The 16,319-nt window shown below is 67.4% G+C and carries 16 protein-coding genes, 1 tRNA gene and 1 pseudogene; 11 read left to right on the plus strand and 7 right to left on the minus strand.

Annotated features, from left to right (window positions below; all coding sequences use genetic code 11):
* The 9 genes and pseudogenes from tolA to AC3WRI_RS31745 form a co-directional block, all read left to right on the plus strand.
* Positions 1–815, plus strand: an 815-nt coding sequence (gene tolA, locus AC3WRI_RS31705) for a cell envelope integrity protein TolA (protein WP_492294860.1), incomplete at its 5' end; no start/stop codon positions are given.
* 208 nt (positions 816–1,023) lie between these two features.
* Positions 1,024–2,397: a Tol-Pal system beta propeller repeat protein TolB gene (tolB, locus tag AC3WRI_RS31710; protein ID WP_454751172.1), complete on the plus strand. Its 1,374-nt coding sequence runs from the start codon at positions 1,024–1,026 to the stop codon at positions 2,395–2,397.
* A 15-nt stretch (positions 2,398–2,412) separates the two neighbouring features.
* Positions 2,413–2,919: a peptidoglycan-associated lipoprotein Pal gene (pal, locus tag AC3WRI_RS31715; protein WP_010813736.1), complete on the plus strand. Its 507-nt coding sequence runs from the start codon at positions 2,413–2,415 to the stop codon at positions 2,917–2,919.
* Positions 2,920–2,943: 24 nt separating this feature from the next.
* Positions 2,944–3,702 (plus strand): tol-pal system protein YbgF, encoded by a 759-nt coding sequence (ybgF, locus tag AC3WRI_RS31720; protein ID WP_010813735.1) that lies wholly within the window; start codon positions 2,944–2,946, stop codon positions 3,700–3,702.
* Positions 3,703–3,829: 127 nt separating this feature from the next.
* Positions 3,830–4,513, plus strand: coding sequence for a 7-cyano-7-deazaguanine synthase QueC (gene queC / locus AC3WRI_RS31725; RefSeq protein WP_011615849.1), 684 nt, complete (start codon positions 3,830–3,832; stop codon positions 4,511–4,513).
* A gap of 26 nt (positions 4,514–4,539) precedes the next feature.
* Positions 4,540–5,655 carry a YeeE/YedE family protein gene (locus AC3WRI_RS31730; RefSeq protein WP_492294862.1) on the plus strand — a complete coding sequence of 372 codons (1,116 nt, stop codon included), beginning with the start codon at positions 4,540–4,542 and terminating at the stop codon, positions 5,653–5,655.
* A gap of 56 nt (positions 5,656–5,711) precedes the next feature.
* Positions 5,712–5,787 (plus strand) — tRNA-Lys (locus AC3WRI_RS31735).
* Positions 5,788–6,640: 853 nt separating this feature from the next.
* Positions 6,641–7,027 (plus strand): annotated as a pseudogene (locus tag AC3WRI_RS31740) (PAS domain-containing protein); the annotation flags it as partial.
* Between the two features lie 409 nt (positions 7,028–7,436).
* A complete protein-coding gene (locus AC3WRI_RS31745) occupies positions 7,437–8,801 on the plus strand; it encodes an EAL domain-containing protein (RefSeq protein ID WP_492294864.1) in 1,365 nt (454 codons plus the stop codon).
* A 21-nt stretch (positions 8,802–8,822) separates the two neighbouring features.
* On the opposite strand, the gene AC3WRI_RS31750 is transcribed toward AC3WRI_RS31745, so the two are convergent.
* The 3 genes from AC3WRI_RS31750 to AC3WRI_RS31760 all read right to left on the minus strand — a co-directional run bounded on the left by AC3WRI_RS31750 (position 8,823) and on the right by AC3WRI_RS31760 (position 10,201).
* Positions 8,823–9,329, minus strand: coding sequence for a DUF3318 domain-containing protein (locus AC3WRI_RS31750; RefSeq protein WP_492294865.1), 507 nt, complete (start codon positions 9,327–9,329; stop codon positions 8,823–8,825).
* On the minus strand, positions 9,326–9,706 hold the full coding sequence (locus tag AC3WRI_RS31755; RefSeq protein WP_010813730.1) for a phage holin family protein: 381 nt from the start codon (positions 9,704–9,706) through the stop codon (positions 9,326–9,328). Before AC3WRI_RS31755 ends, AC3WRI_RS31750 begins: the two co-directional genes overlap by 4 nt.
* 168 nt (positions 9,707–9,874) lie before the next feature.
* A complete protein-coding gene (locus AC3WRI_RS31760; RefSeq protein WP_010813729.1) occupies positions 9,875–10,201 on the minus strand; it encodes an ElaB/YgaM/YqjD family protein in 327 nt (108 codons plus the stop codon).
* A gap of 256 nt (positions 10,202–10,457) precedes the next feature.
* On the opposite strand from AC3WRI_RS31760, the gene AC3WRI_RS31765 reads away from it, so the two are divergent.
* A complete protein-coding gene (locus AC3WRI_RS31765) occupies positions 10,458–11,096 on the plus strand; it encodes a peroxiredoxin (RefSeq protein ID WP_492294866.1) in 639 nt (212 codons plus the stop codon).
* Between the two features lie 151 nt (positions 11,097–11,247).
* Here the strand turns inward: AC3WRI_RS31765 and AC3WRI_RS31770 are convergent, their stop codons facing one another.
* Entirely contained in the window at positions 11,248–12,441 is a 1,194-nt protein-coding gene (locus tag AC3WRI_RS31770; RefSeq protein WP_010813727.1) for an acyl-CoA dehydrogenase, read from the minus strand.
* 247 nt (positions 12,442–12,688) lie between these two features.
* Here AC3WRI_RS31770 and AC3WRI_RS31775 point away from each other — a divergent pair, with 247 nt between their 5' ends.
* Positions 12,689–13,498: an IclR family transcriptional regulator gene (locus AC3WRI_RS31775; RefSeq protein ID WP_010813726.1), complete on the plus strand. Its 810-nt coding sequence runs from the start codon at positions 12,689–12,691 to the stop codon at positions 13,496–13,498.
* Between the two features lie 25 nt (positions 13,499–13,523).
* On the opposite strand, the gene kynA is transcribed toward AC3WRI_RS31775, so the two are convergent.
* From kynA to kynB, 3 genes are all read right to left on the minus strand, one after another.
* Complete coding sequence (kynA, locus tag AC3WRI_RS31780; protein ID WP_492294867.1) at positions 13,524–14,408, minus strand: tryptophan 2,3-dioxygenase; 885 nt, start codon at positions 14,406–14,408, stop codon at positions 13,524–13,526.
* Positions 14,409–14,421: 13 nt separating this feature from the next.
* Positions 14,422–15,678 (minus strand): kynureninase, encoded by a 1,257-nt coding sequence (gene kynU / locus AC3WRI_RS31785; RefSeq protein ID WP_011615845.1) that lies wholly within the window; start codon positions 15,676–15,678, stop codon positions 14,422–14,424.
* Between the two features lie 35 nt (positions 15,679–15,713).
* Positions 15,714–16,319, minus strand: a 606-nt coding sequence (gene kynB, locus AC3WRI_RS31790; RefSeq protein ID WP_492294869.1) for an arylformamidase, incomplete at its 5' end; no start/stop codon positions are given.

Genomic DNA, 16,319 nt, shown 5'->3' on the forward strand with positions numbered 1-16,319 from the left:
CGGTGGTGCAGCCGCGCCCGGCCCCGCCGCTGCCCGAGGTGAAGAGCAAGGTCGAGGACGACGCCGACATCGCGCTGGAACGCCAGAAGCGCCGTGCCGAGGCGGCGGCGCGTGAAGAGGCCGAGCGCAAGCAGGCGGCTGCCCGCAAGGAAGCTGAGCGCAAAGAGGCGGAACGCAAGGAAGCCGCGCGCAAGGAAGCGGAGCAGCGCGAGGCCGAGCGCAAGGAAGCCCAGCGCAAGGACGACGCGAAGAAGAAGGCAGCGCAGCAGGAACAGCAGCGCAAGGAACAGGCCGAGCGCAAGGAAGCAGAACGCAAGGAAGCGGACGCCAGGGCCAAGGCCCAGGCGGACGCCAAGGCTAAGGCTGACGCCGAGAACAAGGCCAAGGCCAAGGCGGATGCCGACGCCAAGGCCAAGCGCGAGGCTGCGGCCAATGCCCAGCGCAAGAGCGAGCTGGCGCGCCTGCAGGCGCTGGCCGGCGGCTCCGGCGCGGGCGGCGGCGGCGTGGGCAGTACGGCCGGCGCGGGTGCCGGCGGCGGTGGCAAGGCGTCGCCGGGCTATGCGGACCGCGTGCGCCGCCGCGTCAAGCCGAATATCGTCTTTGGCGAGGACGTGCCGGGCAACCCGACCGCGGTGGTGTCGGTGCAGCTGGCGCCGGATGGTTCGCTGCTGTCGGCGCGGCTGTCCAAGTCCAGCGGCAACTCGGGCTGGGATAATGCCGTGCTGCGCGCGGTGGAACGTTCCGACCCGCTGCCGCGTGATGAGAACGGCAAGGCGCCGGCCAGCTTCACCATTACCTTCCGTCCGAAGGACTAAGTGGCCTGGGCGGCATGATTTGCAACATAATGCAACCTTCATCGCCGGGTCTTGGTCCCAGCGCTAGCATGATAGGTTGCCTGACGCGGCCGGCAGGGTGCGATACGCACGCAAACGGAGCATGCGCCACGCGCTGCAATGCCGCATTTGCCCGTGTTGCCGATTGCCTGCCGTGCCCGACGAAACTTGAAATCGACTGAGGAGCAGCATGCGAAAGCTTTGGGCCCCCAACTGGCTGTCCGCGAGGCGGCACAACGCAACCCAACCCGAATCCCAACGCACCATCGGCCGGCATCCGCTGGCCGGCCGCCGCGCGCTGATGGCCTGGCTGGCCGCGGCGATGACGATGGCAGCCGGCGCCGCGCACGCGCAACTCAACGTTGAGATCTCCGGGGTCGGCTCCAGCCAGATCCCGGTTGCGACCGCCAACTTCCAGGGCGAGGCCCAGGCCCCGCAGAACCTGACCGCGATCATCCGCGCCGACCTGGCGCGCAGCGGGCGCTTGCGCAATGTCGATCCGGGCGGCGCCACGGTGGCGGAATCCGCCAATGTCGACCTGGGCAGCTGGAAGTCGCGCGGCGCCGATGCCTTCGTCGCCGGCAGCGTGACCCCGGCCGCCGGCGGCAAGTATGAGGTCCGCTTCCGCCTGTACGACACCGTCAAGGGCCAGAGCCTGGGCGGGCTGGCCTTTACCGTCAACCAGTCCCAGCTGCGCGTGACCGCGCACAAGATCGCCGACTACATCTATGAAAAGCTGCTCGGCGAGCGCGGCGTGTTTGCCACGCGCCTGTCCTACGTGTCGAAGGTCGGTGGCCGCTACCAGCTGCTGATTTCCGACTCCGATGGCCAGAACGCGCAGGTGGCGCTGACCAGCAACGAGCCGATCATCTCGCCGTCGTGGTCGCCGGACGGCGCGCGCGTGGCCTATGTTTCGTTCGAGGCCAAGAAGCCGGTGGTGTATGTGCACGACCTGGCCAGCGGCAAGCGCACCCTGGTGTCGAACCAGAAGGGCAACAACAGCGCGCCGTCGTGGTCGCCTGATGGCCGGCACCTGGCGCTGGCGCTGTCGCGAGACGGCAATACCCAGGTCTACCAGGTCAATGCCGACGGTTCCGGCATCCGCCGCCTCTCGCGCAGCAGCGCCATCGACACCGAGCCGCAGTATTCTCCGGACGGCAAGAGCATCTACTTCACCAGCGACCGCGGCGGTGCGCCGCAGGTCTACCGCATGCCCGCTTCCGGCGAGGAAGGTGGCGGTGCGCAACGTGTCACCTTCAAGGGCAGCTACAACGTCAGCCCGCGGGTTTCGCCGGATGGCAAGTACCTGGCGTACATCTCGCGCGCGGGCGGCTTCAAGCTGCAGCTGCAGGACCTGAGCAACGGCGACGTGACGTCGCTGACCGATACGGCCAACGACGAAGCGCCCAGCTTTGCCGCCAACGGCAAGTACATCCTCTATGCCACCCGCGTGGGCGGTCGCGCGGTGCTGGCGGCGGTTTCCACTGACGGGCGTACCCGGCAGGTTCTGTCCCTCCAGTCCGGCGATGTTCGCGAGCCGTCCTGGGGTCCTTTCATGCAATAACAGGAGTCATTCACCATGCCCCAACTGATGAGCAAAACCCTTGCCGTTGCCGCACTGCTGGCCCTTGGCGCCTGCAGCTCCGGCGTCAAGCTGGACGACACCGCCAAAGCCGGTGCCGGCGCGGGCACCGGTGCCGATCCGCGCGCAGTGACCCCGGTCACGGCCGCCGATCCGCTCAACGATCCGAACAGCCCGCTGGCCAAGCGCAGCGTGTACTTCGACTTCGACAGCTACACGGTCAAGTCCGACTACCAGGGCATGCTGGGCGAGCACGCCAAGTACCTGGGCTCGAACAAGGGCCGCAAGATCCTGATCCAGGGCAACACCGACGAACGCGGCACCAGCGAGTACAACCTGGCGCTGGGCCAGAAGCGCGCCGAAGCCGTGCGCCGCTCGCTGGCTTCGATGGGCGTGCCCGACGGCCAGATGGAGGCCGTCAGCCTGGGCAAGGAAAAGCCCAAGGCCACCGGCCATGATGAAGCCTCGTGGGCCGAAAACCGCCGCGCGGACATCAACTACTGATCTCTGATCTCTGGACTGCCTTTCATGAAAGCACGCGTTTCCACCCTGTTGTGGCTCGCCGCCGTCGCCGGCGGCGGCATGCTGCCGCTGTCGCAGGCGCATGCCGGAGTGTTCGATGATGACGAGGCGCGCAAGGCGGTCATCAGCCTGCGCGACCAGTTCAACGGTTTCCAGGCAACCGCGACGCAGCGCATCGAGCAGAACAGCCGTACCACGCTCGACATGCAGAACCAGCTCGAGGGCCTGCGCCAGGAAGTGGCGCGGCTGCGCGGCCAGAACGAAGTGCTGCAGAACACGGTGGACACGCTGCAGAAGCAGCAGAAGGACTACTACGCCGACCTGGACGCGCGCCTGAAGAAATTCGAGCCGCAGCAGGTTACGGTCGAAGGCCGCGAAGGCCTGTCGCAGCCGGGCGAAAAGCCCGAATACGATGCCGCGCTCAAGCAGTTCCAGGCGGGCGACTTCAAGAGCGCCGGGAGTTCGTTCTCGGCTTTCGTCAAGAAGTACCCGCAGAGCCCGTACGTGCCGCTGGCGCAGTACTGGCTCGGCAACTCGCTGTATGCGCAGCGCGACTACAAGGGCTCCACCTCGGTGCTGCAGACGATGATCAATAACAACCCGACGCATCCCAAGGTGCCGGACGCGATGATCGCGGTCGCCAACAACCAGCTCGAGTCCGGCCAGAAGGCGGCCGCGCGCAAGACGCTGGAACAGGTGGTGGCCAAGTATCCGGGCACCGAAGGCGCGCAGGCGGCCAGCAACCGGCTGAAGACGTTGAAGTAACACCGGAAGCGGCCGGCTTGCCCGGTCCTGTCTGCAAGGCCCGCTTCGGCGGGCCTTTTTCTTGGGTCGCGCTAAAATACCCGATTCGCCTGAATCTTTTGCGCGCCGAGGCGGCGCGCTTCCCATCATGACCAAACGCGCCATCGTCCTGCTGTCCGGCGGACTAGACTCCGCCACCGTACTCGCCATGGCCCGCGCCCAGGGCTTCGAGACCTATGCGCTGTCGATGCGCTATGGCCAGCGCCACTCCTCTGAGCTGGAAGCCGCCAGGCGCGTGGCGGCTGCGCTGGGCGCCACCCGCCACGAGATCATCGACCTGGACCTGCGCCGCTTCGGCGGCTCGGCGCTGACCGACGACGCGCTGGCGGTGCCGACCGACGGCGCTTCCGACGGCATCCCGGTCACCTACGTGCCGGCGCGCAACACCATCATGCTGTCGCTGGCGCTCGGCTGGGCCGAGGCCGTCGGCGGGCGCGACCTGTTCTTCGGCGCCAACGCGGTCGACTACTCCGGTTACCCGGACTGCCGCCCGGAATACGTTGCGGCCTATGAGACGCTGGCCAACCTCGCCACCAAGGCCGGGGTCGAGGGCGACCGCTTCCGCGTGCATGCGCCCATCATCGACATGACCAAGGGCGAGATCATCCGTGCCGGCATCGCGCTGGGGGTGGACTACAGCCTGACGGTGTCGTGCTACCAGGCCGACGACGACGGCCGCGCCTGCGGCGTGTGCGATTCGTGCCGCATCCGCCGGGCCGGCTTTGAAGCCGCCGGTGTGCCCGATCCCACCCGCTACCAGGCCGCTGCCTGATCACAAGCCGACGTCCACGCCCCTACATGCCTGAAATCGACCTCGCCGCGCTCTCGCGCACCGTGCTGCTGAGCACGTTCATCCTGACCTTCCTGTTTGGCGCCGTGCTGCAGCGCACGCACTTCTGCACCATGGGCGCGGTCTCTGACATCGTCAACATGGGCGACTGGAGCCGCATGCGCATGTGGGTGCTGGCGATCGGCGTGGCCATGATCGGCACCGGCGTGCTGGCCTGGACCGGCGCGATCGACCCTACCAAGACCATCTACACCGCCAGCAAGCTGGGCTGGCTGTCGGCGCTGGCCGGCGGGCTGATGTTCGGCTTCGGCATGGTGCTGGCGTCGGGCTGCGGCAGCAAGACGCTGGTGCGTATCGGCGCAGGCAACCTGAAGTCGCTGGTGGTCTTTGTCTTCCTGGGCCTGTCGGCCTACATGACGCTGCGCGGGCTGTTCGGCGTGGTGCGAGTGAATACCGTCGATGCGGTGGCGCTGACGCTGCCCACCACACAAGACCTGCCGTCCATGCTGGCGCAGGGCACGGGGCTCGCGCGCGGCGCACTGCAGCTGGGCCTGGGCCTGGCGCTGGGCGGCGTGCTGGTGCTGTGGGCGCTGGCGGGCCGCGGCTTCCGCTCGTTCGACAACCTGCTTGGCGGCATCGGCGTCGGGCTGATCATCGTGGCAATGTGGTATGTCTCGGGCCACCTCGGCTATGTAGCCGAAGACCCCAATACGCTTGAGGAACTGTTCGTCTCGACCAACAGCGGCCGCATGGAAAGCCTGAGCTTTGTCGCACCCTATGCCTACACGCTCGACTGGCTGATGATGTTCAGCGACAAGAGCAAGATGGTGACGGTCGGCATCGTCAGCGTGTTCGGCGTGATCGCCGGCGCGGCGGCCTATGCCCTGGCCACGTGCACGTTCCGCTGGGAAGGCTTCGGCAATGCCGAGGACGTCGCCAACCATATGGTCGGCGGCATCCTGATGGGTGCGGGCGGCGTGACCGCGCTGGGCTGCACGGTCGGGCAGGGCCTGTCGGGTGTGTCGACCCTGGCGCTTGGCTCGTTTATCGCGCTGGCGGGTATCCTGGCCGGTGCAGTGCTGGCATTCCGCTACCAGATATGGCGTCTGGAGCGCATGGCCTGAGGAGCGTGCTTGACACATCGAGAACCGCATCCCTATAATCGCGGTTCTGTTTTTTCGGGTCGTTAGCTCAGTCGGTAGAGCAGCGGACTTTTAATCCGTTGGTCGCGTGTTCGAGTCACGCACGACCCACCAGTATTACGAAGGGCCTGTGGCGCAAGCCACAGGCCCTTTTTGCGTCTGGCATGCCCCGCTAACGGGGGAGGCCTTTAACTAGTTCGAGGTAGAGACTTAGGCCTGCCTGCGCAGCACAATGGGTCAGCCGCGGCGTGTTGACCGCGGTCCATCAGAACGGCCGCGAGACACGGCCCACCAACAAGACCCTATGCGGCAAGCAGGCGTTTCCTTGCCGGCCAGCGGGCACGTGCTGCGCATTATCTGGCCGTTCGTACCGGTGGTCGTTGCGCTGGCGTTGTTCAGCATCGCCAGCCTGGACCTGTTGTCGGCCGCGCGCGCCTTTGTCGCGGGCGAGAGCCAGTGGTCCAGGGGCCAGAAGAACGCCGTGCTGCACCTGCTGCGCTACGGCGAGGATCGCGATCCGGCGGATTTCGAGGCATACCTGGAGTCGATCGCGATCCCGCTGGGCGACCACCGCGCGCGCCTGGAGCTCGACCGCGACGAGCCTGACCTGGAGCGCATCCATGAAGGGCTGCTTGCCGGCGGCAACCACCCCGAAGACATTGCGCGGATGGTGCGGCTCTACCGGAATTTCCGCCATATCCAGGAGGTCGATGCCGCGATCCGCGTGTGGGCCGCGGGCGACATCGAGATCTCTGCGCTGCACGAACAGGCACTGACCCTGCGTCGGCTGACCCGCCAGCCCGGCTGCGGGGATGAGTGCGTGGCGCCGGTGCTGCGCAATATTGCGCAGATCGACGCCAGGCTGACGCCGCTGGAGCGGGCCTTTTCGGGCCATCTGGGCCAGGCCTCGCGCCGCGTGACGCGGCTGCTGACCACCGGCAGCGCGGTGATGGCGGCCGCGCTGCTGATGTCGGCGATCCTGCTGTCGGTGGCGCCGCTGCGGCGCGAGCGCCGGCTGCGCGAGGCGCTGGCGCAGCGCGAAGAGCAGCTGCAGCTGGCGGTGGAGGGCAGCAACGACGGCCTGTGGGACTGGCATCTCGGCCGCGGCGAGCTGTACTTCTCGCCGCGCTGCGCGCAGATGCTGGGCTACCAGGACGCCGAACTGCCGCATGCGCGCGAAACCGTGCTGGGCCTGCTGCATCCTTCCGAGCTGGCAGCCTTCGAGGCCAAGCTGGCCCACCACCTGCGCAGCGGCGAGCCCTACGACGCCGAATTCCGCCTGCGCAACCGCGCCGGCGATTACCTGTGGGTGCGCGCCCGCGGCCGGCTGGTGCGCGGGGCGGGGCGCCGGCGCGCGCGCATGGCGGGGTCGCTCACGGATATTTCCGACCACAAGCGCTACGAGACCCAGCTCTTTGCCGAGAAGGAGCGCGCCCAGGTCACGCTGCAGGCCATCGGCGACGCGGTGGTGACAGCCGATGTGTGGGGGCGCGTGGAATCGCTCAATCCCGCGGCCGAGGCCCTGACCGGCTGGCGCGAAGCCGACGCCCGCGGCCTGCCGCTGAGCAGCGTGTGCGTGCTGCGTGACGAGGAAAGCCTGGCGCCGCTGCCCGATATTGTCACGCTGGCGTTGCGGCAGCGCTGGCCGGTCGGCGCAGCTGGTGCAGCGCGATGTGTCCGGGCTGCCCGGACAGGCGCTGGCGGTCAAGCCATCGGTGGCGCTGATCCGCGACCGTGCCGCGCAGGCCATCGGCGTGGTGGTGGTGCTGCACGATATCAGCCAGGAACGCGCCCATGCGGCGCGGCTCGCGTACGAGGCCAGCCACGATGCGCTGACCGGCCTGGTCAACCGCGCCGAGTTCGAGCGCCGGCTGGACGCGGCGATCACGCGGGCACGGGTGCAGGGCACTACCCATACGCTGATGTACCTGGACCTGGACCAGTTCAAGGTGGTCAACGACACTTGCGGCCATGCCGCCGGCGACGAACTGATCCGGCAGATGGCTGAGGTCATGCGCAGCCAGCTGCGCCTCAGCGACACGCTGGCCCGGCTGGGCGGCGACGAGTTCGGCGTGCTGCTGGAGCAATGCGGCCATGCCGACGGCGAACGCGTGGCCGAGGCCTTGCGCCACGCCATTGCCTGTTTCCGCTTTGCGCATCGCCAGCGCACCTTCACGCTGGGTGTCAGCATCGGCCTGGTGACGCTGGATCGCCAGACCGTCAACGTCGCCGAGGCGCTGAGCGCGGCCGACGCGGCCTGCTATGTGGCCAAGGAGGGCGGGCGCAACCGTGTGCAGGTCTACCATCCGCTGGACAGCGTGGTGCAGGCGCGCCACGGCGAGATGGAGTGGGTCAGCCGCGTGCATGCGGCGCTGGCGGCTGGCCGCTTCTGCCTGTACTCGCAGGAGATCGTGCCGGCGCACGATGGCGCACTGCCGCAGACGGGCCGTCATGTGGAACTGCTGCTGCGCATGGTCGATGAACGCGGCCGGCTGGTGCCGCCGATGGCCTTCGTGCCGGCCTGCGAGCGCTACAACCTGATGCCGATGATCGACCGCTGGGTGGTCGAGACCGCGTTTGGCACCCTGGCGGGACGGCAGGCGGAGATTGCCACCTGCGCGATCAACCTGTCAGGCTCGTCGCTGGCGGACCTCCAGTTTCCCGATTTCGTGCGCGAGCAGGCGCAGCGCTTCGGCATCGCGCTGGACGGCATCTGCTTCGAGATCACGGAAACCGCGGCGATCTCCAACCTGGCACAGGCCGGCGCGTTCATCCTGCAGTTGCAGCAGCTGGGCTGCAAGTTTGCGCTGGATGACTTCGGCGCGGGCATGTCGTCGTTCACCTATCTCAAGCATCTGCCGGCGGCCTACCTGAAGATCGACGGCAGCTTCGTGCGCGACATGCTGGCCGACCCGGTCAACCTGGTGATGGTGGAGGTGATCCAGCGCATCGGCCACGCCATGGGCAAGCAGACCATTGCGGAATTCGTCGAGGGCGAGGCCATGCTCGAACGGCTGCGCGAGCTGGGCGTGGACCTGGTGCAGGGCTACCACATTGCTTCGCCGGTGCCGTTTGCCCCGGCGGATCCCAAGGCCGGTGACCGGCCGGCGCTGGCGCTGGCGGGCTGAGCCGCCAGGCGCGGCGGCGGGTCAGGGAACGAGCGGATCGCGGAAGCCGGTATCGGCGCCGGGCGGGGTGCCGGCCGGCGCAGGCGTCGGCGCGGTTGCGGGTGGCACGGCCTGGTGCCTGGCCTCGCGCCAGGTGTTGTACACCCAGTAGGCGGCGCCGGCTGCCAGGCCGACCTTGGACAGCTTCCAGGTCCAGCGCAGCACCGGCGTGCGCTTGACCAGCGGCAGCGCCAGCGTCAATACGGTGCTCAGCAGCGGGTAGTCCTTGGTCATGCCGACCACTTTCATCCACGACCCCGGACGGGCGATGCGCGGCAGCCAATGGCCAATAGTGCCCAGGCGGTGCGCGCCACCCCGCACCTCATGCAGGGCCTGCAGGCAGTCGTAGCGTTCCAGCGCGGCGCGGGTCAGCAGCAGTTCCTTGCGCACCGCCAGCGGCAGGCGCACCTCTTGCGTGAACCGGGCCCGCCGCGGGTGATCGCGGCGGTCGTGTCCGGTAGTGCTGTGGTCGGGTTCCAGGGGGCTCATCGGCGCAGGATCTCCCGGTCTTTGTCAATTTCGGCGAGCGTGGCCTCCAGCATCGGCGGGGCGTTGCGCACCAGGTTGCGTGCGTACGCCAGGCAAATCGCGCACAGCACCAGATAAAGGACCGTCAGTGCGCCCAGTGCCTGCCAGCGGTAGGTGTCCCAGAACAGGATGGCGATCAGCCCGGTCAGGGTGACCAGCCCGATGCCAAAGAACACCAGGCCGAAGCAGGCCAGCAGCGCGACCTTCATCAGGCGCGTGCGTTCCTCGGCAAGCTCCACGCTGGCGAGTTCGAGGCGGGTCTGGATCATTGCCACCAGCGAGCCGGCCAGGTTGCGCACGGATTCGAGGAACTTGGGGGAAGGGGGGGATTCGCTCATGCGGCTCCGGCGTGAAAGAGCGGCGCGACGGCGAGGCCGTACGCGCCTTTCCAGCAGGCGGGGCCGGGTTTGGCGCCATGGTGTGCCGCCAGCTCCGGCCACTGGCAACCCGATGACCGGGTTGCCGCTCAGGCGCGGCACCAGCATGCCGCGCCGGGTTGGAATCGCTTACTTGCGGTTCAGCAGCAGACCGATCAGCAGGCCTACGCCGGCCGCCACGCCCACGGCGCGCCACGGGTGGTCATGCACGTAGTCGTCGGTGGCGCGTGCCGCGGCCTTGCTCTTGGTCACGACGGCGTCTTGCAGGTCCTGGGCCTTTTCCTTGGCTTGCTTGAGCAGGCCCATGCCACGCTCGCGCAGTTCGGCGGCCTTTTCCCCGGTGGTCGAGGCGGCTTGCTTCAGCAGTTCCTCGGCGTCGGACAGAACGGTCTTGACATCGCTCATCAGTTTCTCCTGTTTGCGGGCGGTTGGTTCGGTTTGTGCGGATTCTGACATTTTCTACGCTCCGAGGCTAACGGCATTTGTCGGTCTGATACTTAGCATATGTGGCGGGCGGCGGTGGTTTCAAGGCTACACGCCAGCAAGCGCGACTCTGCAGTGCCTGGTATCGCAAGCATGCCGGAAAGCACGCGTGCTCAATGTCACAAAATGTCTTTATGACTTCGAGTGATTTTGTAGTGACTTTATATTCGTTTGGGTTGGATATCAATCCGGATACTCTGGTTCCACCCCGAAACCAGGAGAACAGAACATGGCTTTGCGTCTTGGCGATATCGCCCCGGACTTCGAGCAGGATTCGAGCGAAGGCCGCATCCGCTTCCATGCGTGGCTTGGCGACAGCTGGGGCGTGTTGTTCTCGCACCCGGCCGACTACACCCCGGTGTGCACCACCGAGCTGGGCCTGACCGCGAAGCTGAAGGATGAATTCGCACGCCGCGGCGTCAAGGCGATCGCGTTGTCGGTGGACAACGTGGACTCGCACCGCGGCTGGATCCAGGATATCAACGAGACCCAGTCGACCACGGTCAACTTCCCGATCCTGGCCGATGGCGACCGCAAGGTGTCGCAACTCTACGACATGATCCACCCGAACGCGAACGAGACCCTGACGGTGCGCTCGCTGTTCATCATCGACCCGAAGAAGAAGGTGCGGCTGATCATCACCTATCCGGCCAGCACCGGGCGCAATTTCAACGAGATCCTGCGCGTGATCGACTCGCTGCAGCTGACCGACAACCACAGCGTGGCCACGCCGGGCAACTGGCAGGACGGCGACGACGTGGTGATCGTGCCCTCGCTGAAGGACGAGGTGGTGATCCGCGAGAAATTCCCCAAGGGCTACCAGGCGGTGCGGCCGTACCTGCGCCTGACGCCCCAACCCAACAAATGAACGCGGCCCCGCGTGAAGGCGGGGCCGGCGTGCAGGACAGGTGTTTTATCGACGGGGGCAGCCTCGTCGTCTCCTTGGTAGTGTGCTTGGCCCGGCCTTACAGCCGGGCCTTTTTACTGCGGAGAGCCTGTGCGCAAGTCGCGGATGGCGATCAGAAGAAGGCCTGCAGGCCGGTCTGGGCGCGGCCCAGGATCAGCGCGTGGATGTCGTGGGTGCCTTCATAGGTGTTGACCACCTCCAGGTTCACCACGTGGCGGATCACGCCGAACTCATCCGAGATGCCGTTGCCGCCCAGCATGTCGCGCGCCACGCGGGCGATGTCGAGCGACTTGCCGCACGAGTTGCGCTTCATGATCGAGGTGATTTCCACCGCGGCGGTGCCTTCGTCCTTCATGCGGCCCAGGCGCAGGCAGCCTTGCAGGCCGAGCGTGATCTCGGTCTGCATGTCGGCCAGCTTCTTCTGCACCAGCTGCGTGGCGGCCAGCGGGCGGCCGAACTGCTTGCGGTCCAGGGTGTACTGGCGCGCGGTGTGCCAGCAGAATTCGGCGGCGCCCAGCGCGCCCCAGGCGATGCCGTAGCGGGCCGAGTTCAGGCACGTGAACGGGCCCTTCAGGCCGCTCACGCCCGGCATGATGTTCTCTTCCGGCACGAACACCTGGTCCAGCACGATTTCGCCGGTGATCGAGGTGCGCAGGCCGACCTTGCCGTGGATGGCAGGTGCCGACAGGCCCTTCCAGCCCTTTTCGAGGATAAAGCCGCGGATCGCTTCCTTGCCGTCGTCGCCTTGCAGCTTGGCCCAGACCACGAACACGTCGGCGATCGGCGAGTTGGTGATCCACATCTTGGCGCCGGTCAGCTCATAGCCGCCGTCGACCTTCTTGGCGCGAGTGACCATCGAGCCCGGGTCGGAGCCGTGGTTCGGCTCGGTCAGGCCGAAGCAGCCGATCCATTCGCCGGTGGCCAGCTTGGGCAGGTACTTCTGCTTCTGCGCTTCGGTGCCGAATTCAAAGATCGGCACCATCACCAGCGACGACTGCACGCTCATCATCGAGCGGTAGCCCGAATCGACGCGCTCGACTTCACGCGCGATCAGGCCGTAGCTGACGTAGTTCAGGCCCGGGCCGCCGTATTGCTCCGGGATGGTGGGGCCGAGCAGGCCCAGTTCGCCCATCTCGCGGAAGATCTCCACGTCGGTCTTCTCGTTGCGGAACGACTGCAGCACGCGCGGCATCAGCTTGTCCTGGCAGTACGCCGCGGCGGCGTCGCGCACCATGCGTTCGTCGGCGGTCAGTTGCTGGTCCAGCAGCAGGGGGTCGGCCCAGTGGAATTCGGCGTTGGCAGCCATGCAGGTCTCCTTCGGTAGCGCGGGGGAAGCATCGGGGGCGGGGCGAATGGTCGCTTGCCGCACCGGCGCTTCCGGGAATCATGACGGGTTCGGTGATCTTCGCGGAGGGTTTTTGTGGTTCCGCATTGCGGAACTGTGTTCCGTTGAATTAGTATATCGCAATGGTTTTGCCGTGCAACAGGCAAAACCCCCGACACCCATGCCTTTGTGCGATGAGCGGACAACCGCCGACCTGAGAGGAGCCGCCTTGACCAGTCCGCCACTTTCTCCCGATGCCACGCCGCCCGCGCCGGTGCGCGACAGCGATCCCAACTTCGTCACCGCGCTGGCGCGCGGGCTGGAGCTGATGCGCTGCTTCCGCACCGGCGAGGCAATGCTCGGCAACCAGGACTTCGTGCGCCGCACCGGCTTCCCCAAGGCCACGGTGAGCCGGCTGGCCGGCACGCTGGTGCAGCTCGGTTACCTGCGCTATGACGAAAGCCTGGGCAAGTACGCGCTGGATGCCGGCGTGCTGGCGCTGGGCTATGCCTACCTGTCGGCGTCGGACGTGGTGTCGCTGGCGCGGCCGCATATGTTGGCGTTCGCGCAGTCATACGGGGTCTCGGTCTCGCTGGGCAAGCGCGAGCGCATGGAAGTGATCTACCTGGAATCGATCCGCAACGATGCGGGCGTGATGCTGGGGCTGGGCGTGGGCTCGCGGCTGTCGCTGGTGTCCAGTTCGATGGGGCGGGCATACCTGGCCGCGCTGCCGGCGGCGCGGCGCGAGCGGGTCATGGCTGAGTTCAGCCAGGCTTTTCCGGAGCAGTGGAAGCAGCAGGAGACGGCCACGCGCGCGGCCCTGGCCGAGGCGCAGCAGCGCGGCTATGCGGCGTCGTTCCGCGACTGGCATCCGGCCATCCATGCGTGTGCGGTGGCGTTCCGGCCGGTGGGGGAGAAGGAGCTGCACATGCTGAGTTGCAGTGCCTCCTATGGGGCGGTGGATGAGTCGGTGTTCCACCAGACGCTGGCGCCGGCGTTGCGGGCGCTGGCGGCAAGGTTGTCGGACCCGGCGGGGTGACGGCCAGGTCCGACGCGCGCAGGCGTTACAGGTCCGTGCGCAGCTTCCACAGTTCCGGGAACAGCACCACGTCCAGCATCTTGCGCAGGTAGCTGACGCCCTCGGTGCCGCCGGTGCCGCGCTTGAAGCCGATCACGCGTTCGACCGTGGTCACATGGCGGAAGCGCCACTGGCGGAACGAATCCTCCAGGTCCACGAACTTCTCGCCGAGCTCGTACAGTTCCCAGTGCGCCGACGGATTGCGATAGACCTCCAGCCACGCCGCCTCGACCGAGGCGTTGTACGCAGTCGGCTGGGTCCAGTCGCGCTCCACGCAATCCGCATCGACCGCAAAACCACGCCGCGCCATCAGCCGGATCGCCTCGTCATAAAGCGACGGCGTCTTCAGCGCGGTCTCCACCAAGGCCAGGTGCTCCGGCCGGTGCGCATGCGGTTTCAGCATGGCCGCGTTCTTGTTGCCGAGAATGAACTCGATCTCGCGATACTGGAACGACTGGAAGCCCGACGACATCCCCAGGTAAGGCCGCATCGCGGAATACTCCGGCGGCGTCATCGTCGCCAGCACGTTCCACGCCTGCACCAGCTGGTCCATGATGCGCGACACCCGCGTCAGCATCTTGAACGCCGGCGGCAGGCTGTCGGCCTTGACCGACTCGCGCGCGGCGCGCAGCTCGTGCAGCATCAGCTTCATCCACAGCTCGGTGGTCTGGTGCTGCACGATAAACAGCATCTCGTTGTGGTCCGGCGACAGCGGATGCTGCGCGCTCAGGATCTGGTCCAGGCCGAGATAGTCGCCATAGCTCATGTCCTTGGCGAAGTCCATCTGCGCGCCGTGCCAGCCCTCGCCCTGTGCTTTCGTGCCTGCCTCGCTGGCAGTGCCGGAGAAGGGGCATCCCTTGAATTCACTCATGATGCGCTCCCGATCAGGTCACCTGGCCGCGCGTCTGGAAGCGCGCGTCGCGATAGGCGCCGCTGTCCAGCACGTCGCGCAGGATTTCCACAGCATCCCACACCTCGGCGAAGCTGGTGTACAGCGGCGTGAAGCCGAAGCGGGCGATGCGCGGCTCGCGGTAATCGCCGATCACGCCGCGCTCGATCAGGGCCTGCACCAGCGCATAGCCGTCCGGGTGCTCCAGGCTGACCTGGCTGCCGCGGCGCGCGTGCTCGCGCGGCGTGACCAGCGTCAGCGGGTGGTGGCCGCAGCGCGCCTCCACCAGTTCGATGAACAGGTCGGTCAGCAGCAGTGACTTGGCGCGCAGCACCTGCATATTGGTCTGGGCGAAGATGTCCAGGCCGCATTCGACCATCGCCAGCGAGGTCACAGGCTGCGTGCCGCACAGGAAGCGGCGCACGCCTTCCACCGGGCGATACTGCGGATCCATCGCGAACGGCGCGGCATGGCCCCACCAACCCGACAGCGGCTGCCAGAAGGCATCGCGCAGCGCCGGCGCGACCCACACGAAGGCGGGCGAACCCGGGCCGCCGTTCAGGTACTTGTAGGTGCAGCCGATGGCGTAGTCGGCCCCGGCCGCCTTCAGGTTGACCGGCACCGCGCCGGCGGAGTGGCACAGGTCCCACACCGTGAGCGCGCCGCGGGCGTGGGCGAGTTCGGTCAGCGAGGCCATGTCCAGCATCTCGCCGGTCTTGTAGTTGACGTGCGTGAGCATCAGCACGGCGGTGTCGGCGCCGACGGCGGCGTCGATCTCGGCCGGCGAATTGACCAGGCGCAGCGAATAGCCCTGCTGCAGCAGGTCGGCCAGGCCTTGCGCGATGTACAGGTCGGTGGGGAAGTTGCTGGCCTCCGACACGATCACCTTGCGCGCCGGGTCGCGCGTCTGCTGCACGCGCAGCGCCGCGGCCAGCACCTTGAACAGGTTGATCGAAGTGGTATCGGTCACCACCACCTCATCCTGGCCGGCGCCGACCAGCGGGGCCAGCTTGTTGCCCAGCCGCTGCGGCAGCTCGAACCAGCCGGCGGTGTTCCAGCTGCGGATCAGGCCCTCGCCCCATTCCTCGGCCACCACCTGGGCGGCGCGAGCGGCGGCGGCGCGCGGGCGCGCGCCCAGCGAGTTGCCGTCGAGGTAGGTCACGCCCTCGGGCAGAGCGAACTGGTCGCGCAGCGGGCGCAGCGGGTCTTGCTGGTCGAGCCGGATACAGTGCTCGCGGTCAAATGTCGTCATGTCGTGGGATTGGCCAGGGGTTGTTCGGGAATGGTTCAGTCGAGGCTGCGCAGCACCGCGCGCACCGGGCTGGCGTCGAGCCCGGCAAAGCGCAGCGGCAGCGCGATCAGTTCGTAGTCGCCGGCATCGACCTCATCCAGCACGATGCCTTCCAGGATGGCGAGCCCGTGCCTGCGCACGGCGTTGTGCGCGTCCATGGTCTTGGATTCCTGCGGGTCCAGCGACGGTGTGTCGATGCCCACCAGCTGCACGCCGTGCGCGGCCAGCAGCGCGATGGTCTCGGCCGCGACTGCGCAGAAGTGCGGGTCCCACTGCGCCAGCGGCGCCTGCCGGTAGGTGCGAAGCAGCACGCGCGGCGGCAGGCCGGCCAGCGCGTGCTCGATATGGCGCGGCTCGACCACCGGCGAGGCGCCGATGCAATGGATCACGCGGCAGGTGCCGAGGTAGGGCGTGAGCGGCACGGCGCCGATCGGCGCGCCGTCGGCGGCGTAGTGCAGCGGTGCGTCGGCGTGCGCGCCAGTGTGCGGCGACAGCGTGATGCGGCCGACATTCACCGGGCAGTGCTCGTCCATCTGCCAGGCCGGCTGCTGCTGGAACGGCGTGTCGCCGGGCCAGACCGGGGTGGCGGGGGAGAGCGGCGG

Source organism: Cupriavidus sp. FW305-27 (assembly GCF_058787995.1).